The sequence below is a fragment of the Streptomyces griseofuscus genome (genome assembly GCF_014673495.1).
GTDB lineage: Bacteria > Actinomycetota > Actinomycetes > Streptomycetales > Streptomycetaceae > Streptomyces > Streptomyces murinus.
In genome coordinates this window covers 3,331,319-3,353,453 of the sequence record NZ_CP051006.1, presented here as the reverse complement: position 1 = coordinate 3,353,453, position 22,135 = coordinate 3,331,319, and the positions used below count along the sequence as shown (strand labels likewise).

General features: G+C 69.5%; 21 protein-coding genes. 10 read left to right on the top strand and 11 right to left on the bottom strand.

The window, feature by feature from the left end; all coding sequences use genetic code 11:
- Positions 1 to 48: 48 nt before the first annotated feature.
- The 4 genes from HEP81_RS14685 to HEP81_RS14670 all read right to left on the bottom strand — a co-directional run bounded on the left by HEP81_RS14685 (position 49) and on the right by HEP81_RS14670 (position 6,865).
- Entirely contained in the window at positions 49 to 2,142 is a 2,094-nt protein-coding gene (locus tag HEP81_RS14685; protein WP_037661745.1) for an ATP-binding SpoIIE family protein phosphatase, read from the bottom strand.
- 296 nt (positions 2,143 to 2,438) lie between these two features.
- Positions 2,439 to 3,128: a cytidylyl-2-hydroxypropylphosphonate hydrolase gene (gene fomD / locus HEP81_RS14680; protein WP_172636874.1), complete on the bottom strand. Its 690-nt coding sequence runs from the start codon at positions 3,126 to 3,128 to the stop codon at positions 2,439 to 2,441.
- A gap of 94 nt (positions 3,129 to 3,222) precedes the next feature.
- Positions 3,223 to 4,608, bottom strand: coding sequence for a class II fumarate hydratase (locus tag HEP81_RS14675; RefSeq protein ID WP_037661740.1), 1,386 nt, complete (start codon positions 4,606 to 4,608; stop codon positions 3,223 to 3,225).
- 586 nt (positions 4,609 to 5,194) lie between these two features.
- Complete coding sequence (locus tag HEP81_RS14670; protein ID WP_037661737.1) at positions 5,195 to 6,865, bottom strand: fumarate hydratase; 1,671 nt, start codon at positions 6,863 to 6,865, stop codon at positions 5,195 to 5,197.
- A 200-nt stretch (positions 6,866 to 7,065) separates the two neighbouring features.
- On the opposite strand from HEP81_RS14670, the gene HEP81_RS14665 reads away from it, so the two are divergent.
- On the top strand, positions 7,066 to 7,764 hold the full coding sequence (locus HEP81_RS14665) for a DUF1707 SHOCT-like domain-containing protein (RefSeq protein WP_037661735.1): 699 nt from the start codon (positions 7,066 to 7,068) through the stop codon (positions 7,762 to 7,764).
- Positions 7,765 to 7,883: 119 nt separating this feature from the next.
- Positions 7,884 to 8,258 carry a WhiB family transcriptional regulator gene (locus tag HEP81_RS14660; protein ID WP_037661732.1) on the top strand — a complete coding sequence of 125 codons (375 nt, stop codon included), beginning with the start codon at positions 7,884 to 7,886 and terminating at the stop codon, positions 8,256 to 8,258.
- Positions 8,259 to 8,344: 86 nt separating this feature from the next.
- Here HEP81_RS14660 and glpX read toward each other — a convergent pair whose 3' ends face one another.
- A complete protein-coding gene (gene glpX, locus HEP81_RS14655; protein ID WP_037661730.1) occupies positions 8,345 to 9,379 on the bottom strand; it encodes a class II fructose-bisphosphatase in 1,035 nt (344 codons plus the stop codon).
- 126 nt (positions 9,380 to 9,505) lie between these two features.
- Here glpX and HEP81_RS14650 point away from each other — a divergent pair, with 126 nt between their 5' ends.
- A complete protein-coding gene (locus HEP81_RS14650) occupies positions 9,506 to 10,048 on the top strand; it encodes a DUF4245 domain-containing protein (protein ID WP_037661728.1) in 543 nt (180 codons plus the stop codon).
- 119 nt (positions 10,049 to 10,167) lie between these two features.
- Here the strand turns inward: HEP81_RS14650 and HEP81_RS14645 are convergent, their stop codons facing one another.
- The 3 genes from HEP81_RS14645 to xseA all read right to left on the bottom strand — a co-directional run bounded on the left by HEP81_RS14645 (position 10,168) and on the right by xseA (position 12,341).
- On the bottom strand, positions 10,168 to 10,758 hold the full coding sequence (locus HEP81_RS14645) for a malonic semialdehyde reductase (RefSeq protein ID WP_037661725.1): 591 nt from the start codon (positions 10,756 to 10,758) through the stop codon (positions 10,168 to 10,170).
- A 135-nt stretch (positions 10,759 to 10,893) separates the two neighbouring features.
- Positions 10,894 to 11,136 carry an exodeoxyribonuclease VII small subunit gene (locus HEP81_RS14640; protein ID WP_037661723.1) on the bottom strand — a complete coding sequence of 81 codons (243 nt, stop codon included), beginning with the start codon at positions 11,134 to 11,136 and terminating at the stop codon, positions 10,894 to 10,896.
- Positions 11,133 to 12,341, bottom strand: coding sequence for an exodeoxyribonuclease VII large subunit (gene xseA / locus HEP81_RS14635; protein ID WP_037661721.1), 1,209 nt, complete (start codon positions 12,339 to 12,341; stop codon positions 11,133 to 11,135). The genes HEP81_RS14640 and xseA overlap by 4 nt, the downstream gene beginning before the upstream one ends.
- A 92-nt stretch (positions 12,342 to 12,433) precedes the next feature.
- On the opposite strand from xseA, the gene HEP81_RS14630 reads away from it, so the two are divergent.
- Together HEP81_RS14630 and ppgK are read left to right on the top strand one after the other, a co-directional pair.
- Entirely contained in the window at positions 12,434 to 13,441 is a 1,008-nt protein-coding gene (locus tag HEP81_RS14630; RefSeq protein WP_037661720.1) for a 4-hydroxy-3-methylbut-2-enyl diphosphate reductase, read from the top strand.
- Positions 13,442 to 13,490: 49 nt separating this feature from the next.
- Positions 13,491 to 14,237 carry a polyphosphate--glucose phosphotransferase gene (gene ppgK, locus HEP81_RS14625; protein ID WP_037661718.1) on the top strand — a complete coding sequence of 249 codons (747 nt, stop codon included), beginning with the start codon at positions 13,491 to 13,493 and terminating at the stop codon, positions 14,235 to 14,237.
- A 96-nt stretch (positions 14,238 to 14,333) separates the two neighbouring features.
- Here ppgK and HEP81_RS14620 read toward each other — a convergent pair whose 3' ends face one another.
- Positions 14,334 to 14,849, bottom strand: a complete 516-nt coding sequence (locus tag HEP81_RS14620) for a DUF6542 domain-containing protein (RefSeq protein WP_037661716.1) — start codon at positions 14,847 to 14,849, stop codon at positions 14,334 to 14,336.
- Positions 14,850 to 15,037: 188 nt separating this feature from the next.
- Between HEP81_RS14620 and ychF the strand changes: the two genes are divergently transcribed.
- The 3 genes from ychF to HEP81_RS14605 all read left to right on the top strand — a co-directional run bounded on the left by ychF (position 15,038) and on the right by HEP81_RS14605 (position 17,032).
- Complete coding sequence (gene ychF, locus HEP81_RS14615; protein WP_037661713.1) at positions 15,038 to 16,126, top strand: redox-regulated ATPase YchF; 1,089 nt, start codon at positions 15,038 to 15,040, stop codon at positions 16,124 to 16,126.
- Between the two features lie 226 nt (positions 16,127 to 16,352).
- On the top strand, positions 16,353 to 16,637 hold the full coding sequence (locus tag HEP81_RS14610; RefSeq protein WP_037661711.1) for a hypothetical protein: 285 nt from the start codon (positions 16,353 to 16,355) through the stop codon (positions 16,635 to 16,637).
- Positions 16,619 to 17,032 carry a PIN domain-containing protein gene (locus HEP81_RS14605; RefSeq protein WP_037661709.1) on the top strand — a complete coding sequence of 138 codons (414 nt, stop codon included), beginning with the start codon at positions 16,619 to 16,621 and terminating at the stop codon, positions 17,030 to 17,032. The genes HEP81_RS14610 and HEP81_RS14605 overlap by 19 nt, the downstream gene beginning before the upstream one ends.
- 16 nt (positions 17,033 to 17,048) lie before the next feature.
- Here HEP81_RS14605 and HEP81_RS41495 read toward each other — a convergent pair whose 3' ends face one another.
- Positions 17,049 to 18,290: a hypothetical protein gene (locus HEP81_RS41495; protein ID WP_243279418.1), complete on the bottom strand. Its 1,242-nt coding sequence runs from the start codon at positions 18,288 to 18,290 to the stop codon at positions 17,049 to 17,051.
- Between the two features lie 344 nt (positions 18,291 to 18,634).
- Between HEP81_RS41495 and HEP81_RS14595 the strand changes: the two genes are divergently transcribed.
- Together HEP81_RS14595 and HEP81_RS14590 are read left to right on the top strand one after the other, a co-directional pair.
- On the top strand, positions 18,635 to 20,305 hold the full coding sequence (locus tag HEP81_RS14595; protein ID WP_157854570.1) for a GmrSD restriction endonuclease domain-containing protein: 1,671 nt from the start codon (positions 18,635 to 18,637) through the stop codon (positions 20,303 to 20,305).
- A complete protein-coding gene (locus HEP81_RS14590) occupies positions 20,289 to 20,990 on the top strand; it encodes a JAB domain-containing protein (RefSeq protein WP_243279417.1) in 702 nt (233 codons plus the stop codon). The genes HEP81_RS14595 and HEP81_RS14590 overlap by 17 nt, the downstream gene beginning before the upstream one ends.
- Positions 20,991 to 20,995: 5 nt before the next feature.
- On the opposite strand, the gene HEP81_RS14585 is transcribed toward HEP81_RS14590, so the two are convergent.
- Entirely contained in the window at positions 20,996 to 22,135 is a 1,140-nt protein-coding gene (locus tag HEP81_RS14585; RefSeq protein ID WP_106980049.1) for a restriction endonuclease subunit S, read from the bottom strand.

The following is a 22,135-nucleotide window of genomic DNA, read 5'->3' as shown; positions in this document are numbered from 1 at the left end:
GGAGGGCGCCCGGTACTTCACCGGGCGCCCTCCCTCATGTGTACCGCGTCAGCCGCGGTGCAGCTCGAACCACACCACCTTGCCGGTGCTCAGCCGGGTCGCGCCCCAGCGCCGGGCCAGCTTGTTGACGAGGTACAGGCCCCGCCCGCCCTCGTCCGTGGCCCGCGCCTGGCGCAGCCGCGGCAGCTGTGGAACGTCGTCGCCGACCTCGCAGCGCAGCACATGCGTGCGCAGCAGCCGTAGTGTCACCGGCCGGGACGCGTACCGTACGGCGTTCGTCACGACCTCGCTGACCAGCAGCTCCACCGAGTCGGTGAGGTCCTCCATGTCCCAGCGGGCGAGCGCGCGCCGGGCCAGTCGGCGGGCCTGGCCGGGGGCCGAGTCCTCCGGCTCCAGCGTCCAGTACGCCACATCGCTCGGCGCGATCCCGTCGAAGCGGGCCGCGAGCAGCGCGATGTCGTCGTCCCGGTCGCCGGGCCCGAGCATGTCGAGGACCTCGTCGCACAGGGCTTCCAGCGGCGGCGGATGGTCCGGTCCGGTCAGCTGCGCGGTGGCGGCGAGCCGCTCGCGCAGCTGCTCTATGCCCGTCCACACGTCCCGCAGCCGGGACTCCACCAGGCCGTCGGTGTACAACAGCAGCGTGGCCCCGGCGGGCGCGTCCAGCTCGACCGCCTCGAAGTCCACCCCGCCGACGCCGATCGGCGCGCCCGGCGGCACCCGCAGCACCTCGGCCCGCCCGCCCAGATGCAGCAGCACGGGCGGCGGATGACCGGCGTTGGCGATGGTGATGCGATGCGTGACCGGGTCGTAGACGGCGTACAGACAGGTCGCCATGCGGTCGGTGCCGAGCCGCTGGGCCTGCTCGTCCAGGTGGTGCAGCACCTCCTGCGGCGGCAGATCGAGCCCGGCCAGGGTCTGCGCGGTGGTGCGCAGCTGTCCCATGATCGCCGCCGAGGTCATGGAGTGGCCCATGACATCGCCGACCACCAGCGCCACCCGGCTGCCGGGCAGCGGGATCGCGTCGTACCAGTCGCCGCCCACCCGCGCGGTCTCCGCGGCCGGCAGATACCGGGAGGCGAGCCGCACCCCGGTCGGGCGGGGCAGGGTCTCGGGCAGCATGGTGCGCTGCAACTCGTCGGCGATGTAAGCCTCGCGGCCGTAGAGCACCGCCTTGTCGATGCCGAGCGCGCTGTGCGTGGCCAGTTGGGCGGCCACCAGCAGATCGTCCGTCTCGAACGCGAGGCGCTCAGGGCGGCGCAGGAACAGGGCCGCGCCGATCACCCGGCGCCGGCCGCGCAGCGGCGCGAGGATCGCGTGCTGCCCGGAGGGTACGAGTGCCTCCGCGCCGTCGCCGAGCAGCTCGGGCAGCGCGGCCCGGGCGGCCGGCGCGTCCGCGAACACCGGGCGCACCCCGCGCAGGACTTCGTTCAGGGCGCCGCCGGGGCGCACCTCGCACAGCTCGGTGGTCAGCGAGGACAGTTCCGCGAGCGCGACCGGCTCGGGCTCCGGCTCGAACGCGCCGGGCAGCAGGACGCCGTCGGTGTCCCGCTCCTCCGGTATGCGGTCGGTGCGGCGCAGCCGCAGGACGACCGGGCCGGTGGGCCGTTCGTCGCCGACCGGCAGCGGGTCGCGCAGATAGACGAGGATCGCGTCCGAGAACGTCGGCACCGTGGCCCGGCACAGACCCATCACGATCTCGTCCAGGTCGAGGCCGCGGGCGATCCGCCGGGTGGCCGCGCCGACGAACCTGAGCCGGTCGCCGTCACGCCGCATGGGCATCGGCCGCCCCGGCGGCAGACCCCGTCCGGTACGGCGCTCCGGACCGCCCGGCGTCCGCTCCTGGTCGGCGCCTGGCTGCGGCGGAATGGCCTCCGCGGGACGCGGGCGATGGGCCGCGCCGGCGTCCGCGGTGGCGGGCTGGGAGTGCTCCGGGCCGTTGACTGGGGGCTCCTTCCCCTTGCCGTCCATTGGCTGGCCACACGAGGTGGCCGTCCCGGGCCCCGACGGCGTCCCGTCCGCCCGTGCCTGCACGGGTAAGACGGGGGTGCCGACCGGTTCCGGGGCATGTGTCAGCGCCCCGCGGCCGTCCGCGGGGTCGGCGCCCGCCTCGGGGCGCTCGAAGGAGGTGGGCTGCTCCGTCACGCGTGTCGCATCCATCCGTCCGGGGCTGCGCGCCGGGCGCGCAGTCGGTCCCGCAGAAGTCCCGATACCCGCAATACGTGTCCCGGGAACGGATTTTCCGCGTGCCCAAAGGAAGTTCCCGTGCCACCGGCGTGGCCTGCGCGCCCGGCGGTGCTCCCCTGATACCCCTCGTTCACGTCCCTGCCGCCCCTCGGTGACGATCGGTCAAGCCCGGCGCAAGCCGCGGAAGTTGTCGCTCCGAAGCGCCCTTGCGGAGGACGATCCTACGTTTCCTGCCCGGGGGCGCATCAAGAGTCTCATGAGGACACGTGCGCGGGCGTACGGTCCCAGCCCTCGGGGAGTGACGGTACCGCCCAGGACTCGTCCGGGCGCCATGCCGGCCAGCCTTCCGAGAACGGCGGCCCCCAGGCCGCGATCGACTCCAGGGCCGCTCTGCCGGCCGCGCGGACCCGTTCGGCGGTCTCGGGGGGCATCAGGCCGTCCCGCTGGGCCTGTGCGAACTCGTCCTCGTCGCGCCAGTGCCAGCTGCGGTCCGGACGGACGTCGATGTCCAGGAAGTGGTCCTCGGAATCGACCCCGCCCGCCCAACGGACCAGCGGTTCCTCCAGGTTGACGTACCAGTTCTTGAACCGCCAGCCCGGCTCCCAGAACAGCCACACCGACCAGGGCACGCCGGGCTGGGCGAGCTTGAGCACGCCGGTACCGAGCCAGCGGTCCCGCCGTACCGTGCGCGGCTTGGTGTAGCGGGACTCCAGCGGCTCGCGGTGCACCGGCGTGCCGTCGGCCAGGGCCGGCTTCACGCACTCGGTGCCGGGGGCCAGCCAGACGGCGAGCAGATCGGCGTCGTCGCGTACGACGGTGACGGGCCGCACGATGTGGAACTTCGCGCCGCCGTTCTCCCGGTAACGCCACAGGATCGGTGTCCCCGGCGCCCAGTACGCCGCAGGTCCCGCCGCCGCTTGCCGCATCGTTCCGTCGTCCGTCATGGGCAGATATTAGGTGCCGGGCGGGGCGGGCGCTGCGGCGAAGGTCACGGTTCCCCCGTGCGCGTGGGCGTGGCCGAAAAAGTTCGCTCGGCGGTTACGGACGGGTCATCCGCAGCACGTCCAGGGCCTCGTCGAGCTGCTCCGCGGTCAGCTCGCCGCGCTCCACGTACCCGCCCTCCAGCACCACCTGACGGATCGTCCTGCGTTCGGCGAGCGCATTCTTGGCGACCTTCGCGGCCTCCTCGTAGCCGATGTACTTGTTCAGCGGGGTGACGACGGACGGCGACGACTCGGCGTACTCGCGGGCGCGTTCGCGGTCGGCGGTGATGCCGTCGACCGTGCGGTCCGCCAGCAGCCGGGTCACATTGGCCAGCAGCCGGATCGATTCCAGGACGTTCTTGGCGATGACCGGAAGCATCACGTTCAGCTCGAAGTTGCCGGCGGCGCCCGCGGTGGCGATGGTGGCGTCGTTGCCGACGACCTGGGCGGCGACCATCAACACGGCCTCCGGCACCACCGGGTTGACCTTGCCCGGCATGATCGAGGAGCCCGGCTGGAGGTCGGGCAGCCGGATCTCGGCGAGCCCGGTGCGCGGGCCCGAGGCCATCCAGCGCAGATCGTTGGCGATCTTCGTCAGCCCGACCGCGATGGTCCGCAGCTGCCCGCTGGTCTCCACGATGCCGTCCCGGGCGCCCTGCGCCTCGAAGTGGTCGCGGGCCTCGGTCAGCGGCAGCCCGGTCGCGCGGGCCACCTCCTCGATGACGGCGGCGGAGAACCCGGGCGGGGTGTTGATGCCGGTGCCCACCGCGGTGCCGCCCAGCGGCAGCTCGGCCAGCCGGGGCAGCGAGGCGCGCAGCCGCTCGACGCCGTGGCGGACCTGCGCCGCGTAGCCGCCGAACTCCTGGCCCAGCGTCACGGGCGTCGCGTCCATCAGATGCGTGCGGCCCGACTTCACCACGTCGGCGAACTCGGCGCTCTTGCGCTCCAGCGCGGCGGCGAGGTGGTCGAGGGCCGGGATCAGGTCATGGGTGACGGCGGCGGTGGCGGCGATGTGGATCGAGGAGGGGAAGACGTCGTTGGACGACTGCGAGGCGTTGACGTGGTCGTTCGGATGCACCGGGCGCCCGAGCCGCTCGCTCGCCAGGGTCGCGAGGACCTCGTTGGTGTTCATGTTGGACGAGGTGCCGGACCCGGTCTGGAAGACGTCGACGGGGAAGTGCTCGTCCCAGTCGCCCCGGGCGACCTCCCCGGCCGCCTCCTGGATCGCCCCCGCGACGTCCTTGTCCAGCACCCCGAGTTCCGCGTTCACCTTCGCCGCGGCCGCCTTGATCCGCGCGAGCGCCTCGATGTGCGCCCGCTCGATCCGCTGCCCGGACACGGGGAAGTTCTCCACGGCCCGCTGCGTCTGCGCCCGCCACTTGGCACCCGCCGGTACCCGGACCTCGCCCATGGAGTCGTGCTCGATGCGGTATTCGCTCATACCGGGTACAGCGGGCGGGGACCCGGTGTTGTTCCGCGGGCTGGTCCATCGGCCCCGCCCCGACCCCCGTACGGGTCACCCCGGACCCGGCCGCGCACGGGGAGGACGGCGAACGGCGGCTGCGGAGCCGGGTTCCGGGGCGTCCGCCTTGTTCGTCCGACGGTGTCTCTCGGTCCGTGCGGCGTTGGTAGGGGGGTGCTCTTCCGGACTGGGGCCCTGCGGGGGAGACGGCGAGGGGCGGCCCGTGTCTTCGCCGGCCGCATGCCGACGGCGTCACGCCTGGGCGGGGCCGCGCACCGTGTCGAGGCGCTCGCCCCGGCCGTGTGCCGAGGGGCTGCGCCGGGCCGGGCCGCGCAACAGGTGGAGGTGAGCGGCGGCTGGGGGTCGGGTCCTGGTGGAAGTCGTCCGGTTTGTTCGACTGACGGCGCCCCGCAGCCCGTCCGGTGTTTGCGGGCCGAGTCGTTCGGGCCGGGCGGGGCTGGGGCGGGCTCGGGGAATCGGGGGCGGTGGGGGCGGGGTCCGGCCCCCACCGCGTGCCCAGCGGGCACCGTGTGGAGGCGCACGCCCCCGCCGAGTGCCGAGGGTGCTACGCCAGGCCGGGGCCGCGCACCGGGATCGAGGTGAAGGTGGGGGCGGGGGCCGGGTCCTGGAAGAAGTCGTTGCCCTTGTCGTCCACGACGATGAACGCCGGGAAGTCCTCGACCTCGATCTTCCAGACGGCCTCCATGCCGAGCTCCTCGTACTCCAGGACCTCGACCTTCTTGATGCAGTCCTGGGCGAGACGGGCCGCGGGGCCGCCGATGGAGCCCAGGTAGAAGCCGCCGTGGGCGTCGCACGCGTCGGTGACCTGCTTGCTGCGGTTGCCCTTGGCGAGCATCACCTTGGAGCCGCCGGCCGCCTGGAACTGCGCCACGTAGGAGTCCATCCGGCCGGCCGTGGTCGGACCGAAGGAGCCGGACGCGTAACCCTCGGGTGTCTTGGCGGGACCGGCGTAGTACACCGGGTGGTCCTTCAGGTACTGCGGCATCTCCTCGCCGGCGTCCAGGCGCTCCTTGATCTTGGCGTGCGCGATGTCACGGGCCACGACCAGCGGACCGGTCAGCGACAGCCGGGTCTTGACCGGGTACTTGGTCAGCTCGGCGAGGATCGTGTCCATCGGCTGGTTCAGGTCGATCTCGACGACGTCGCCCTCGGACTCCAGGTGCTCGTCCGTCGTCTCCGGCAGGAACCGGGCCGGGTCCCGCTCCAGCTGCTCCAGGAAGACGCCCTCGGCGGTGATCTTCGCGACGGCCTGGCGGTCGGCCGAGCAGGACACGGCGATGGCGACCGGGCAGGACGCGCCGTGCCGGGGCAGCCGGACCACGCGGACGTCGTGGCAGAAGTACTTGCCGCCGAACTGCGCGCCGATGCCGATCTTCTGGGTCAGCTCGAAGACCTTCTCCTCCAGCTCCACGTCCCGGAAGCCGTGGCCGAGCGGCGAGCCCTCGGTGGGCGCGTTGTCCAGGTAGTGCGCGGAGGCGTACTTCGCGGTCTTGAGCGCGTACTCGGCGCTGGTGCCGCCGACGACGATCGCCAGGTGGTACGGCGGGCACGCGGCCGTACCGAGCGAACGGATCTTCTCCTCCAGGAACTTCATCATGGAGGCCTCGTTCAGGACGGCCTTGGTCTCCTGGTACAGGAAGGACTTGTTGGCCGAGCCGCCGCCCTTCGCCATGAACAGGAACTTGTAGGCGCCGCCGTCCGTCGCGTACAGCTCGATCTGCGCGGGCAGGTTGGAGCCGGTGTTCTTCTCCTCCCACATGGTGAGCGGAGCCATCTGCGAGTAGCGCAGGTTCAGCTTGGTGTAGGCGTCGTAGATGCCGTGCGAGAGGTGCTTCTCGTCCGTGCCCTCGGTGAGCACGTTCTGGCCGCGCTTGCCCATGACGATCGCCGTGCCGGTGTCCTGGCACATCGGCAGCACGCCGGCCGCCGCGATGTTCGCGTTCTTCAGCAGGTCCAGGGCGACGAACTTGTCGTTCGCGGACGCCTCGGGGTCGTCGATGATGCGGCGCAGCTGGGCGAGGTGGGCCGGGCGCAGATAGTGCTGGATGTCATGGATGGCCTCCGCGGCCAGCGCCCGCAGTGCCTCGGGCTCCACCTTGAGGAACGTCCGTCCGTCCGGGCCCTCGACGGTGGACACGCCCTCGGACGTGACCAGCCGGTAAGGGGTGGTGTCCTCTCCCTGGGGGAGCAGATCGGTGTACGCGAACTCAGGCATCTCAGCCCATTCCTCACTCTGACGGACGGCGCCCGCCGACGCTGGCGGGCCCGTCCAGCGTAGAACCTGCCGCCGACAGTGAACTTGTGAGGTAGGGCTCAGTGGCCGTGAGCCCGCGTTTCGGCCGGGCCGGAGGTCCGACACACCGGGGTTGTCCACACCCCTAGTCGCGATCTATCGCGTTTCGGTACGCTGCTGCCGTGGACCTTCAGAAGCCCGCCCGTACCCAGGACGCCACCCCGAGCGTCTCCGCCCTGCGCGCCTCGGACGCCGACCGCGACCGGGTCGCCGACATCCTCCGCGAGGCCCTCGCCGAGGGCCGGCTCACCGCCGACGAACACGCCGAGCGCGTGGACGGCGTGCTCAACGCGAAGACGGTCGGCGAGCTGGAGGTCTTCATCCAGGACCTGCCCGCCGCCCACCAGCACGCCTCCCGCGCCGCCTACACCCCCGCCCCGCCGCGCCCCACGGACGACATACCCGGCGAGTCCGACGCGAACGTGGTGGCCGTCTTCAGCAGCGCGGTCCGCCGCGGCCGCTGGCGCGCCGGACGCCGGATGCACGCGTACTCGATCTTCGGCAGCGTCGAGATCGACCTCAGCGAGGCGATCTTCGAGTACCAGCAGGTCGTGATCAAGGCCGTCTCGGTCTTCGGCGACATCCAGATCCGCGTCCCGGAGAACGTGTCGCTGCGCGGCACCGGCGGCGGCGTCCTCGGCAACTTCGACGTGGCCACGCTGGACTCGACCGAGACGGACGCGCCGGTCGTCTACATCGACGGCTGGGCCGTCCTCGGCAATGTGGAGGCCCGGCCCAAGCGCGGCAAGCTCGTCTCGGACATCCTGGAGCGGGTCCAGGACAAGGTCGAGCGGAAGCTGCGCAAACACCTGGACCGTTGACGGTCGCGAACTCCCCGGCAATCACCTGCCGTCGGGAACGCAGTGCATAGGCGCGCGTACAGCGGGTAGGCCTTGCTGCATCGTCGCTCGCTCGCGAAGCCGTCGTCAGGAGTAGACCCGTGCTGCAACCGCCGCATTCATCCCTGCAGGTAGCTGCCGTACCGGCCCAGCGGGTGCCAGCGCGGGAGCGGGACCAGGAGGCGCCCTGGCACACCGAGGCCGTGTGCCGGCGCGACGAGGCGGGACTGTTCTTCGCCCCGTCCAAGGAGCCGACCGCCGCCCGGCTGTCCCGCGAGGAGGCGGCCAAGCGCGTCTGCGCCCGCTGCCCGGTCATGGTCGAGTGCCGCGAACACGCCCTCCTCCAGCCCGAGCCCTACGGCGTCTGGGGCGGCCTCACGGCGGCCGAGCGCCGAGTGGTCCTGGCGCGTCGCCGCCGCCGCGACCTGGACCTGAAGAAGTCGGCCCGCGTGACGACGGACCGCATAGCCGGCTAGGGCCTGTCTGACAATTCCCGTCGTCGCCCGGAAAAGCGAACGGCGCCCTCTCCGCACAGAGGGCGCCGAACGGCTTGCGAAGTGGCTTACTTGGCCCGCTCGAAATCGATCGCGCTGTAGGCCCGCAGCTTGCTGAGGCGGTGCTCGGAGTCGATCCGGCGCACCGTGCCCGACTTCGAGCGCATCACGATCGACTCGGTGAGCGCGGTCTCCGACCGGTAGCGCACACCGCGCAGCAGCTCACCGTCGGTGATGCCGGTGGCCACGAAGAACACGTTCTCCCCGGACACCAGGTCGTCGGTCGTGAGCACCCGGTCGAGATCGTGCCCGGCGTCGATCGCGCGCTGCCGCTCCTCGTCGTCCTTGGGCCACAGCTTGCCCTGGATCGTGCCGCCCAGGCACTTCACGGCACAGGCCGAGATGATGCCCTCGGGCGTACCGCCGATGCCGAGCAGCAGGTCGACGCCCGTGCCCTCGCGCAGCGCGTAGACGGATCCGGCGACATCGCCGTCGGAGATCAGCTTGATGCGCGCGCCGGCCTCCCGGACCTCCTTGATCAGGCCCTCGTGCCGGGGCCGGTCCAGGATGACGACGGTGACGTCCTCCGGGGTCGCCTTCTTCGCCTTGGCGATCCGCCGGATGTTCACGGCGACGGGCGCGTCGATGTCCACGAAGTCCGCGGCCTCGGGGCCGGTGACCAGCTTGTCCATGTAGAACACGGCGGACGGGTCGAACATGGCGCCGCGCTCGGCGGCGGCCAGCACCGCGATCGCGTTCGGCATGCCCTTGGCGGTGAGCGTGGTGCCGTCGATCGGGTCGACGGCGATGTCCACCTCGGGGCCGGTGCCGTCCCCGACGTGCTCCCCGTTGAAGAGCATCGGGGCTTCGTCCTTCTCGCCCTCGCCGATGACGACGACGCCGTTCATCGAGACGGTGGAGACGAGGGACCGCATGGCGCGCACCGCGGCGCCGTCGGCGCCGTTCTTGTCACCGCGCCCGACCCAGCGGCCGGCGGCCATCGCCGCGGCTTCGGTCACCCGGACGAGTTCCAGGGCGAGGTTGCGGTCGGGAGCCTCGGCGGGAACATCGAGTTCGGAGGGCAGGTGATGATTTTCGGTCATCGGGGCGCACCTTTCTGATACGGCGACGGCCGGATGAGGGTCTTGGCCATGACTCTATCGTTAGGCAGACAAAATGAGCAGGGGACCCCACGTTTGAGCGCCTGAGGCACCTGCGACGATAGGGACGTGGCAGGTTCGAAAGGCAAGCAGAAGACGGCCCGGGACATGATTCTCTCCCTGGCCCTGATCGGCATCGCGGCGGCGGTCGTCTACCTCTTCGCCATCCCGCACGACAATCACGCTCCCGACCTCAAGCGGGTCGACTACCGGGTCGAGCTGATCACGGCCCGCAGGGCGGCGAGCTACCCGGTGGCGGGGCCCGAGGGCCTGTCCGGCACCTGGAAGGCCACCTCCGTGAGCTACGACGGCGCCAACGGCGACTACTGGCACCTGGGCTTCCAGACCCCCGATGCCCAGTATGTCCAGATCGAGCAGTCGGCGCAGAAGCGGGCCGACTTCATCGACCAGGCCACCCAGGGCGCGAAGGCCACCAAGACCACCGAGCGGATCGGCGGCCGCACCTGGACCCACTACACCGGCGGCCGCTACGACGCCCTCGTCCTGGAGGGCACGCCCGGCTCGACCACCGTGGTCGCCGGCACGGCCTCCTTCACCGACCTGACGAAGATGGCGGCCGCGCTCCGGATGGAGAAGACCTCCGCGTCGTAACCCGTCGAGCAGTCGTATCCCGTCGGGCAGTCGTGATCCGTCGGGCAGTCGTGATCCGTCGGGCATCGGAAAGGGGCCCCCGGCGACGCCGGGGGCCCCTTTCCGCTGTGCGGGGTGGCTCAGACGGTCGTGATGACGTCCTCGTACGCGAGCCGCGGGGAGCGCGGGTACGACGCGTCCGGGCCCGGGCGGCCGATGTTGACGACCATCAGCGGGGTGTGGTCGTCGTCCAGGAACTCCTTGCGCACGCCCTCGAAGTCGAACCCGGTCATCGGGCCCGCGGCGAGGCCGGCGGCGCGCACGCCGACGATGAAGTAGGCGGCCTGGAGCGCGGAGTTCAGCGCGGCGGAGCGCTCACGGACCGGGCGCTCGGCGAAGAAGGCGTCCTTGGCGGCCGGGAAGGCCGGGAACAGGGCCGGCAGCTCCTCGTGGAACTCGTTGTCCGCGGAGAGGATCGCGACCAGCGGGGCGGTGGCGGTCTTGGGCCGGTTGCCCTCGGCCATGTGCCGCACGAGGCGCTCACGGGCCTCGGGGGAGCGGACCAGGGTGACGCGCAGCGGGGTCTGGTTGAAGGCGGTGGGGCCGTACTTGACCAGGTCGTAGATCGCCCGGACCTGCTCCTCGGTCACCGGCTCGTCGGTGAAGGTGTTCGCGGTGTGGGCCTCGCGGAACAGCAGGTCCTGGGCGGCGGGGTCAAGAACGAGAGACATCGTGACTTCCTCGGTGATGCGAACGGTCCGCTCCGGACCGCGGCTGACCGCATGACCCTACGCCCATTGAGTTTTAACTTTCAACAAAACCTGCCGGGAGGTGACCCACCCCACAGCCCCGCGCAGGGCAGGCCCCTACTCGGCACCCTCTCCGCTCTCTTCCTCCTCCGCGAGCGCCGCGTCCAGGCGGGCGCGCGCCCCCTCCAGCCAGCGCCGGCACACCTTGGCCAGCTCCTCCCCGCGTTCCCACAGCGCCAGGGAGTCCTCCAGCGAGGTGCCGCCCGCCTCCAGCCGCCGTACGACCTCGATCAGCTCGTCCCGCGCCTGCTCGTACGAGAGCGTCGCCTCCGTACCGCCGGTCTCCGTCTTGCCGGTCATTCGCCCACCTTCACCGTGAATTCGCCGTCGGCGACGCGCGCTCGCAGCGCCTCGCCCTCACTCACCTCGCCCGGATCGCGCACCACGTGCCCGTCGGAACGCTGGAGCACCGCATAGCCGCGTTTCAGCGTGGCCGCGGGGGAGAGGGCCACCACACGCGCGTGCGTGTGCGTCAGCTCCGAGTCCGCGCGGTCCAGCAGATGGCCGAGAGTGCGCCGGCTCCGCGCGACCAGGGACGCCACATGGTCCGCGCGCTCGTCGAGCATCCGGTGCGGATCCTCCATCGCGGGCCGGGCCAGCGCATGCGCCAGCCCCCGCTCCTCGCGCTCGATCAGCGCGTGCGCACAGCGCCGGGCGCGCCCCTGGAGCATCCGCACCCGCTCCAGCTCCTCGCCCACGTCCGGTACGACCTTCTTGGCCGCGTCGGTCGGGGTGGAGGCGCGCAGATCGGCGACCAGGTCGAGCAGCGGACTGTCGGGCTCGTGCCCGATCGCGGACACCACCGGGGTACGGCAGCCCGCCACCGTCCGCACCAGCTGCTCGTCGGAGAACGGCAGCAGATCCTCCACGCTGCCGCCGCCGCGGGCCACGATGATGACGTCCACGTCCTCGATCGCGTCCAGCTCCTCGATCGCCCGCACGACCTGCGGGACGGCGTGCACCCCCTGCACGGGGACGTTGCGCACCTCGAAGCGCACGGCGGGCCAGCGATGCCGGGCGTTCTCCAGCACATCACGCTCGGCCGCGGAGGCCCGGCCGCAGACCAGGCCGATCAACTGCGGCAGGAACGGCAGCGGCTTCTTGCGCGCCGCCGCGAACAGCCCCTCCGCCGCGAGCGACTTCTTCAGCTGTTCGAGCCGGGCCAGCAGCTCACCGACCCCGACCGGCCTTATCTCGGTCGCGCGCAAGGAGAGTTGACCCCTCGGCGCGTACCACTCCGGCTTGGCCAGCACGAGGACGCGGGCGCCCTCGCCGACGATGTCCGCCACCTCGTCGAACACCTGCCGGAAGCAGGTCACGCTGACCGAGATGTCGTACGACGGGTCGCGCAGCGTCAGGAACACGACGCCGGCGCCCGGCCGCCGCGACAGCTGGGTGATCTGCCCCTCGACCCACACCGCGCCCAGCCGGTCGATCCAGCCCCCGATCAACCGGGAGACCTCACCGACCGGCAGGGGCGCCTCAGGGGTCGTCTTCAAAGCCATGCGCCGAGCGTAATGGCCGCCACCGACAAGGAGGTCCGGCCGGGCGCGGACAGCTGATCCCGGCGCGCCCGTACGCCCCCTACGATGGACCCATGACCGCTTCGCCTCGCCGCCGTGTCCTGCTCGCCGCCCCCCGAGGCTACTGCGCCGGTGTGGACCGCGCCGTGATCGCCGTCGAGAAGGCCCTGGAGCAGTACGGCGCCCCGATCTACGTCCGGCACGAGATCGTCCACAACAAGTACGTCGTGCAGACCCTGGAGAAGAAGGGCGCCGTCTTCGTCGAGCGCACGGAGGAGGTGCCCGAGGGCAACATCGTCATGTTCTCGGCGCACGGCGTGGCCCCCGTCGTCCACGAGGAGGCCGAGCGCGGCCGCCTCGCCACCATCGACGCGACCTGCCCCCTGGTCACCAAGGTCCACAAGGAAGCCGTCCGGTACGCGAACGAGGACTACGACATCCTGCTGATCGGCCACGAGGGCCACGAGGAGGTCATCGGCACCTCCGGTGAGGCCCCCGACCACATCCAGCTGGTCGACGGCCCCGAGGACGTCGCCAATGTCGAGGTCCGCGACCCGTCGAAGGTCGTCTGGCTGTCGCAGACCACCCTCTCCGTGGACGAGACCATGGAGACCGTCGACGCCCTGAAGACCAAGTTCCCCGGCCTGGTCTCCCCGCCCAGCGACGACATCTGCTACGCCACGCAGAACCGCCAGGTCGCCGTGAAGCAGATGGGCGCCGACTCCGACCTGGTGATCGTCGTCGGCTCCCGCAACTCCTCCAACTCCAAGCGCCTGGTCGAGGTCGCCAAGCTCGCCGGTGCCCGCGAGGCGTACCTGGTGGACTTCGCCGACGAGATCGACGAGGCCTGGCTGGAGGGCGTGAGCACCGTCGGCGTCACCTCCGGCGCCTCCGTCCCGGACATCCTGGTCGAGCAGGTCCTGGAGTGGCTCGCCGAGCGCGGTTACGGAGACGTGGAGATCGTCAAGACCGCCGAGGAGTCCATCACCTTCTCGCTGCCCAAGGAGCTCCGCCGCGACCTGCGCGAAGAGGCGGCGAACCTGGTGGCCGAGCGCGGCGGATCGGGCGCTTCCGGGGAGTGATCACGACCGCCTGGGCGTGACTGTCAGTGGTCCGTCGTAACGTGGAGCCATGCAGATCTTCGGCGTGGACATCGGCGGATCCGGGATCAAGGGCGCCCCTGTGGACCTCGACAGGGGCGACCTCGCCCAGGAGCGCTGCAAGGTGCTCACCCCCCACCCGGCGACGCCCGACGGCGTGGCCGACGGGGTGAAGCAGGTGATCGACCACTTCGGCTGGACCGGCCCGGTGGGCCTGACTTTCCCCGGCGTGGTCACCGACGGGGCGACGGTCCGTACGGCGGCCAATGTCGACAAGAGCTGGATCGACACCGACGCGCGCGCCCTGTTCGGCGACCGACTGGGCGGCCTGCCGGTGACGGTGGTCAATGACGCGGACGCGGCGGGCGTCGCCGAGATGCAGTTCGGCGCGGGCCGGGGCCGCGGGGGCACCGTCATCCTGCTCACCTTCGGCACCGGCATCGGCAGCGCCCTCTTCGCGGACGGCGTCCTGGTCCCCAACACCGAACTGGGCCACCTGGAACTCGGCGGCCATGACGCCGAGCACAAGGCGTCCAGCAAGGCCAAGGAGGACCACGACCTGAGCTGGGAGCAGTGGGCCCGCCGCGTCCAGAAGTACCTGGCGCATGTGGAGATGCTGTTCTCGCCCGAGCTGTTCATCATCGGCGGCGGCGTCAGCCGCAAGGCCGACAAGTTCCTGCACCACATCGAGGGCATCAAGGCCGACATCGTCCCCGCGCAGCTCCAGAACAACGCGGGGATCGTGGGGGCGGCGATGAGGGCGGCGCAGCGGTCGTAGGCGCGGGAGCCGGGGGCGGCGCGGGCCGGTAGGGGGCCGCTGATGGTCGTGGCCGACGGCGCGCGAGGAACAGCCCCCCTTCTCTCCCCCGGTCGCTCAGTGCGGGCGCCGTCGCGACCGCACCCACCGCACCCGTCGTACGAGCACGATCACCCCGGCGGCCAGCGTCCCCCCGTACAGCCAGCCGGCCTGGGTGGCCAGCCCGGTCACCAGGCCCATCAGACGACTGAGCATCCCCTCGCGCCCGTCGGCGACCACGAACAGCCCGGTCGCGAAGGCGATGGGCACGGCGACCGGCGCGGTCAGCACATCCCCGGGACGCACCCACAGCGCGGTCAGCACGCACACGGGCAGGAAGAGCACGCCGTACACCGGCAGCGAGCCGTCGAAGAGCAACTCGTCGAGGCAGCCCAGGAGGAACATCGCGGCGATGCAGAACAGCCCGCCCCCGAGCCCGGTGAGCCGGGGACCCGGTACCGGCCGTGACTGCCCCGCGCCGCGCCCCGCCTCCGGGCCGGGCGGGCGGCGCCGGGCCTGCGGCGGCAGATGGGCGTGCGGCGGGTGGCCGCGTCGCCGTCCGTCGTTCGGGGGTCGCGTTCTGTGCTGCTCCATTGGACCAACTTAGGTCTGCTTATGTGCCCAATCGGCTCCCAGACACGCCGATGGGCGGACCTTGGCCGGGTGGACGGCGCTCCCGGGAGGAGGGCGCGCGGAACGCCGTAGACTGGTGGATCGGCCAGTGTCCTCCGAGGGCCTGGCAGCCCCAGCTCCTGGCCCTCTCATCCACGGGAAGTCGCAACGTGTCGCTCACGATCGGAATCGTCGGCCTGCCCAACGTCGGCAAGTCGACCCTGTTCAACGCCCTGACCAAGAACGACGTGCTGGCGGCCAACTACCCGTTCGCCACGATCGAGCCCAACGTCGGCGTGGTCGGGGTTCCCGACGGCCGGCTGGCCCAGCTGGCCTCGATCTTCGCCTCGGAGCGCATCCTTCCGGCCACGGTCGACTTCGTGGACATCGCCGGCATCGTGCGCGGCGCGTCCGAGGGCGAGGGCCTGGGCAACAAGTTCCTCGCGAACATTCGCGAGTCGGACGCGATCTGCCAGGTCATCCGCGCCTTCAAGGACGAGAACGTCGTCCATGTCGACGGCAAGGTCTCACCCAAGGATGACATCGAGACGATCAACACCGAGCTGATCCTCGCCGACCTCCAGACCATCGAGAAGGTCCTGCCGCGGCTCCAGAAGGAGTCCCGGATCAAGAAGGACGTCGCTCCGAAGGTGAAGGCGGTCGAGGAGGCCAAGGAGATCCTGGAGAAGGGCGACACGCTCTTCGCGCACGGCATCCTCCAGGGCACCGAGCGGGCCGAGCTGCTGCACGACCTGCACCTGCTGACCGCCAAGCCGTTCCTGTACGTCTTCAACGTGGACGAGGACGAGCTGACGGACGAGGACTTCAAGAACGAGCAGCGCGCGCTGGTGGCCCCCGCCGAGGCGATCTTCCTGAACGCCAAGCTGGAGGCCGACCTCGCCGAGCTGGACGAGGACGAGGCCCTCGAACTCCTCCAGTCCGTCGGCCAGGAAGAGCCCGGCCTCGCCACCCTGGCCCGCGTCGGCTTCAACACCCTCGGCCTCCAGACCTACCTCACGGCCGGCCCCAAGGAATCCCGCGCCTGGACCATCAAGAAGGGCGCCACCGCCCCCGAGGCCGCCGGTGTCATCCACACCGACTTCCAGAAGGGCTTCATCAAGGCCGAGGTCATCTCCTTCACCGACCTCCTCGCCACCGGCTCCGTGGCCGAGGCCCGCGCCAAGGGCAAGGCGCGCATGGAGGGGAAGGACTATGTGATGCAGGACGGGGATGTGGTGGAGTTCCGGTTCAATGTGTAGTGGCTGACATCTCACCACGTCGCTGATCTGGCAAACATGCAGGTCAGAGAGGGTCCGGCTCTTCGGGGTCGGGCCCTTGGTCTTTCTCGTGCTGGGATTCGGGCAGCGATCTGCCCGATCTGAGGGTGGGTGGGAGGGGCTTCACCCACACGTCTTCTTCACGCCCCTGGGGGCGTGTGGATTCCGGCCGTAGCACTTTTCCTACTCGTTTGACACAATCGGAGGCATGGCTGAGACGACGTACAGCATCGGGGAAGGGCCGGCGACGCGGGTGAGCCTGTCGCTGCCGGAGGGGACCGCGGAGGCGATCCGGGCGAGGGTGGGGAAGCGGGAGTTCTCCGCGTTCATCGCCGACGCGGTCGAGCGTGAGCTGCGGGGGCAGGTCCTGGACGAGTACCTGGCGGACTACGAGAGCCGCAAGGGGCCGGTCTCCGAGTCGGCTCGTCAACGGGCGCGGCAGGTCTTCGACGAGGTGTTCGCCGAGGAGGCCGAGTGGCCCGCCGCAGGCTGAGTCACGAGGGGACGCTGGTCCTCGACAGCGAGGGACTCTCGAAGCTGCTCGCTGACGAAGAGCAGGTGGTGGCCCTGATCGCTGAGGCGCGGTCGCGCGGCATGGAGGTCGTGATCAGTGCGCTCACCATCATTGAGGCCGTCCACGCGCGTACGAACAAGTCCCGCCTGAACTGGGTGCTTTCCGGGCTGCGGGTCGTCCCGGTTGGTGACGAGGAAGCGAGAGCTGCCTCGAAGTTGCTGATGAATGCCGGCTTGCACGGACACAAGTACGCGATCGATGCGGCCGTTGCCGAGGCCGCGCTGCGACAGCACCGCCCCGTGGTCATGCTGACTTCCGATATTGACGACATGGCCAAGCTGTGCGGCGAGCGGGTCCGGCTCGTGGCGGTGTGATTTCCCCTGGTCCGGCTCAGTAGGAGCGGGGTCCGTAGGGGCTCCAGTGACCGAGGAAGGGCTTGAGGTCGTCGCCGCTGGGTTTCGGCGGCGTGGGCAGTTTCGGTGCTGAGACCGATTCGGTGAGGTTTTGGAGGTGCGCGTCCGCGAACGCGAGCCACGCCTCGGTCTCGGCCCGCTCCTGCCCGGGCGGCAGTGATGTGGCGTGGTCGCCTACTGCTGCGATGTATTCGGTCAGGAGACTGGCCTGGTACCAGGTGTCCGCCTGTTCTCCGAGGTGTTTGACGCGGTAGGCGTGGGCGTAGGCGGCGTGGGCTTCCTGCATGGCGGCTTCCCAGCGCTTCCGCTCTTCCTCTCTGGCTTTCTGCTCTGCAAGGCGTTTGCGTTTTGCGGCTTCGCCGCGGAGTCCGACCTCCTGCACGATCTCGGCGAGTTGTTCTTCCAGAGGCCGGTCGGCGAGGTCGGCCCATTCGCTGGCGCGGTGCGGGCTGCCGCCGCGGAGTATGAAACGCAGGCGGCTGGAGGGGGTGCAGTCGAAGCGGGAAATGCGCATCCATGAGTGCTTCTTGGCGTCGGCGAGTTCCTTGTCCGTGGGGACGTGTTCGCTGCATTCCTGTTCTTGAAGGACGAGGAAGCCGACGCCCCCGCCTTGGGCGGTGATGGTGAAGTGCGGTGGCGCCTTGCGGCGCCGATGGGGCGGGGGCGCGCCTTGTGTGGTTCCGAGCGCTGCCTTGTGGCCTTGGGCTTCGGTGGCGGTGATGAGGGTTTGGATGATGCGCAGGGCTCGGCCCTGGAGGGGTTTGGTCAGGCCCATGGGCTGCGGCTGCTTTTGGAGGGCAGCCGCGACGGCATGGGGTTTGGTGAGTCTGGCCGGCACAGGGAGCGGGGTGAGTTCCGCGAGGCGCCAGGCAGGGATGTCGACCAGCTTGATCTCGTAGCCGCGGTGGGTGCGGTACCCGTACAGCTCCTGCGTGTGGGGGATCTTGCCGGACTTGCGGGCGGCGTTGACCCGAGACGCCCAATTCACCGCGTGCGGGCCGGATTCGATGGGCTTGATGAGACAGCCGTCGTTCGCAGCGGCCAGTTCATCGAGTAGCTGGTCCGCGTAGTTCGCAAGGGCCTTCGGCGCGGCTCTGAGGCGCGGGGGCTGGGGAGCGCGATCAGGCCACCGGCGTAGTGGAGCAGTCCTTCGGATTCCGCAGATCAGAGCCTTGTGGTGGAGTTCCGGTTCAATGTGTAGCGGGTGACGTAGCACCACTTCGCTGATCTGGCAAACTTCCAGGTCAGATGGGGTCCGGCTCTTCGGGGTTGGACCCCTTGATCTTTACCGTGCTGGATGGGTGCTGGATCTTCTGAGCTGTCGTCACCTGTCATCACCCCCTCATATCCGTACCGTGCTGGATCCGTGCTGGGTGCCTGTGCGGCATGCTGGCGCGCAGTGGGCTGCGTCCTGTGCTGGTCCTCTGACGTGGTCGGCGGATTGTCAGTGCTGCCTTCTAGGATCGTCTCGACAGCTGCACCGGCGAGCAGGCACAGCAGTGGAGGGGCGGAATGGGGTCATCTCACAGGGCCGGGGGCGTCACAGCGCCCGAACCGACGATTGTGCCGATCTCGACGCTCGCGCACCGCGTGCTGTCCGGTGAGATCGTTCTGCCGAAGTACCAGCGGGCATTCGTCTGGGAGCCGGAGCAGGTGCTCTATCTGCTGGACTCGGTCCGCCGGAACTATCCCATCGGCAGTCTGCTGATGTGGCGTACGTCCGACCGGAGGCTGGCCAGCGGTCACGAGATCGCAGGGCTGACTGCTGCCCCGCCGGTTTCCGGGGCTCCGGTGCAGTACGTCATCGACGGCCAGCAGCGGTTGGCGAGCATCGTGGGCGCGATGCACGGCGAGGGGGAACGGTGGAACATCGGATTCGACCTGTCCCGTGAGGAGTTCCTGTACCTCACGGAGGAGACCCCGGCCGGTGCGCACGTCATTCCCGTGCGCGATTTGGACTCGGCCAGCTCGATGATGGCCTGGGTGATGCGAGACAAGCCGACGGAGGAACACGTCGGGCGGGCCCAGGCCCTCAGCGACCAGTTCCGCGGTTATCAGGTACCGGTGGTGACCATGCTCGAGGTCACGGAAGAGGACTCCGCCCGTATCTTCGAGCGCATCAACAGCACTGGCACACGGATGGACATCGTTGACCTGGTGCGTGCGGGCACCTGGTCGAAGGACTTCGATCTCAAGGAGGAGATCGAGCAACTGCTGCGAGTCCTCGACCGGAAGCGGTACGGCCGGGTCGACACCAAGACGATGCTCCGCACCATCTCCGCAGCCGCCGGCCTGGGGTTCTCCACGAAATCCATCCAGGACCTGCGGCGTCTCGACCGTGCGGAGTTGCAGGACGCCGTGAGCGAGGCGGGCAAGGCCGCCGCTCGGGCGGTCGACTTCCTCTACACCCAGATCCGCACTCCTCGCGCCGAGGCTCTGCCGTACTACAACCAGTTCGCGGTCCTGGTGGAGCTGTTCCGACGGCTCCCGAAGCCGTCCGCCGATCAGTACGCGGCGATCGCCCGGTGGTTCTGGCTGACGGCGAGCAGCGAGTACTTCAAGGGCTGGCGCGAGTCTCAGATGACGGCGGACCTCGATGCGGTGAGCGCCTTTGCCGACGGCCAGGCGACGGAGATCGAGACGGGGGCGGCGCTGCCGCGTGACGTGCTCTGGCAGCGGACCCAGTTCTCCCGCGCCAACGCGCCGACCAAGCTGCACGTCCTGCTTATGTCGTACGAGAAGCCGGTGGACCTCAACACCGGGCAGGCCATCGACACTGACAAGGCGCTGGCCGGCCAGAACGACAAGCAGTTTCACCACTTCTTCCCGCGCGCTTTTTTGAAGCGACGCGGAGTGAGCGCGGCTCGGGCGAACGTGTGCGGAAACCTGATCATGTTGAGCGCGATCACCAATAACAACGTCTCCGACTCTCCGCCTTCCGTGTATCTGCGGGATCTGATCGACTGGCACGGTGAGGACACGCTGCGCGCTCGGCTGCGAACGTGCCTCATCGAGGAGGACGCCTACCAGGCCGCGCTGCGCGATGACTACGACGGCTTCCTGAAGGCTCGGTCGCGGACCCTGCACGCGCGTCTGATCGACCTGATCGGATCGGCGGCCGAGGGCGGCGACGGCTCGAGGCCGGACGTCACGTCGATGGGCGCTGAGGAGCCCGTAGAGCCTGCCCCCGTACCTGATGACGCGGAGCCGTTCGACCGTGACTCGGTCGATTGAGCCGGGCCTGATCGGCATGCGCATGAGAGAGGTCCCGGCGCAGGATCGGCCGAGAGAGCGGTTGCTCGACCGAGGTGCGGAGGCGCTGTCCGACCGGGAGCTTCTCGCATTGTTGCTGGGGGCTGGCCTGGCTGGCCAGGACGCTGTGGAACTGGCGGGTCGGTTGATTGCTCGGCACGGCGGGCTGCACGCGCTCTCGCGCGTCCCTGCCCATGAGCTCGCCGCCGGTCTGCCCGGTGTGGGCCCGGCGAAGGCGGCGCGGGTCGCGGCGGCGTTCCAGTTGGGACGGCGGGTTGCGGTCCAGCAGGCTCCCGGCATGCGGCGAATTTCAGGCTCCGCCGACCTGACAGCCGTCGCGAGCCCTCTCCTCCGTGGCTTACGCCATGAACGCGCGGTTCTGGTGACCTGCGACGGGGCGGGCGCGGTCCTCCGTACCTCTGTCCTCACCGACGGCGCGTCCGATCGCACTCTCGTCCCGGTCCGCGACACCCTCGCCCGCGTTCTCGCCCTCGGGGGTGCAGCGTTCGGCGTCGCCCACAACCATCCCACCGGCCAGCTGACGCCGAGCGAGGCCGACCGCCTCACGACATCCCGCCTCACGGCGGGGGCTCAGGCGGTCGGTCTGCGGTTCCTCGACCACGTGGTGGTGACGGACGAGGGGTGGCGGAGGGTCCCACCCAGCTGACCTGTTTACAGCTGCCCGGAAAAGGCAGCGTCGAGCAACGAAGGTGGCAGCGCCTGCAGCGTAGGTGAAGAGTGCGCTGCACTTAGGCGCTCGTTCAGCCCGTCGAGGGTGTTCGCAACTCGGTCCTGCGTGTCACGCGACGGTAGATCGAACCGAATATTTTCGAACCTCTTTACGCCGAGGGTGCGATTTCTGTCCGCAGCACCTGGTGAACACGCTGAGATCTGACTCAGCCCCTTTTGCCCCAGAAGATAGTGTCGCAGATAGCTGATGTTCACGCGACTATCCTTCGGCACGTAGAAAAGGAACCGGTTCGAGGCAACGAATTCTTCTTCATTTTCACTTGTTACGCCGATCGCACCTTCCCATGCCTTGATGTTACTCAAAACCAGTGCCGAATTCGGGAATTTATAGAAACGCAACTTTCCGAGCTGGCTTCCAGGTGTCGCAGCGTAGCGAATCATCCCACGACCGAACCCGCGCATGCCGATCGGCCGGTAAGTTTTCTCGGGCAACACGTCGACCTCGTCGCGCTTCAGGGTCACAACATCGCCCATGCGGACAGTCTCGGTGGAGCGTTCTAGGGCCTCGTGAACCATGGCCTCTCGCAGACTGGCTAGCACGGATGAGGCATGCAAACGCAACGCGTCTACGGCCTTGCACTTCTCCAATGCCGCGTCCAGCTTGTCAGCGATACGGCGTTGCTCTGCCACGCTAGGCAGAAAAACCTTTGCCTTCTCGAAGTTTTTTGGCGAAACTGTCTGATTTCGTGTAACCGTCCCTGTTGACACCGATCTGATCAAGACTTTTCCGCTATGGCTCTGGAAGTAGTAGTTCAAGTACCTGAGATCCACATCACCAATTTTGCGGTACGAAAGAAACCGCGCTGAGCCGACGAAGCCCCGCTCCGCCTCCGTGGTGACTGCAATCGCTCCCTCCCAAGCCATGATGTTGCTCACAACAAGGCGGCCAGGATGGACTTCGAAGTACTTGAGCTTGCTGAGCTCGCTCCCGAGGCAAGGTTCGCGATGAAAAATCCCATTTCCAAAAGACCGGATGCCGATTTGCGAGTATGTCGCGGACTGGTCCACCTCGATCGGGATCCGCTCCAGGGTGAGGAGATCACCAATACGGAATTCTGTCAT

Excerpts from the sequence above, each read along its gene's own strand:
- fomD (WP_172636874.1), bottom strand. The coding sequence starts at position 3,128 with ATGACGGACGACGGAACGATGCGGCAAGCGGCGGCGGGACCTGCGGCG.
- HEP81_RS14675 (WP_037661740.1), bottom strand. The coding sequence starts at position 4,608 with ATGAGCGAATACCGCATCGAGCACGACTCCATGGGCGAGGTCCGGGTA.
- HEP81_RS14670 (WP_037661737.1), bottom strand. The coding sequence starts at position 6,865 with ATGCCTGAGTTCGCGTACACCGATCTGCTCCCCCAGGGAGAGGACACC.
- glpX (WP_037661730.1), bottom strand. The coding sequence starts at position 9,379 with ATGACCGAAAATCATCACCTGCCCTCCGAACTCGATGTTCCCGCCGAG.
- HEP81_RS14645 (WP_037661725.1), bottom strand. The coding sequence starts at position 10,758 with ATGTCTCTCGTTCTTGACCCCGCCGCCCAGGACCTGCTGTTCCGCGAG.
- HEP81_RS14640 (WP_037661723.1), bottom strand. The coding sequence starts at position 11,136 with ATGACCGGCAAGACGGAGACCGGCGGTACGGAGGCGACGCTCTCGTAC.
- xseA (WP_037661721.1), bottom strand. The coding sequence starts at position 12,341 with ATGGCTTTGAAGACGACCCCTGAGGCGCCCCTGCCGGTCGGTGAGGTC.
- HEP81_RS14630 (WP_037661720.1), top strand. The coding sequence starts at position 12,434 with ATGACCGCTTCGCCTCGCCGCCGTGTCCTGCTCGCCGCCCCCCGAGGC.
- ppgK (WP_037661718.1), top strand. The coding sequence starts at position 13,491 with ATGCAGATCTTCGGCGTGGACATCGGCGGATCCGGGATCAAGGGCGCC.
- HEP81_RS14620 (WP_037661716.1), bottom strand. The coding sequence starts at position 14,849 with ATGGAGCAGCACAGAACGCGACCCCCGAACGACGGACGGCGACGCGGC.
- HEP81_RS14610 (WP_037661711.1), top strand. The coding sequence starts at position 16,353 with ATGGCTGAGACGACGTACAGCATCGGGGAAGGGCCGGCGACGCGGGTG.
- HEP81_RS14585 (WP_106980049.1), bottom strand. The coding sequence starts at position 22,135 with ATGACAGAATTCCGTATTGGTGATCTCCTCACCCTGGAGCGGATCCCG.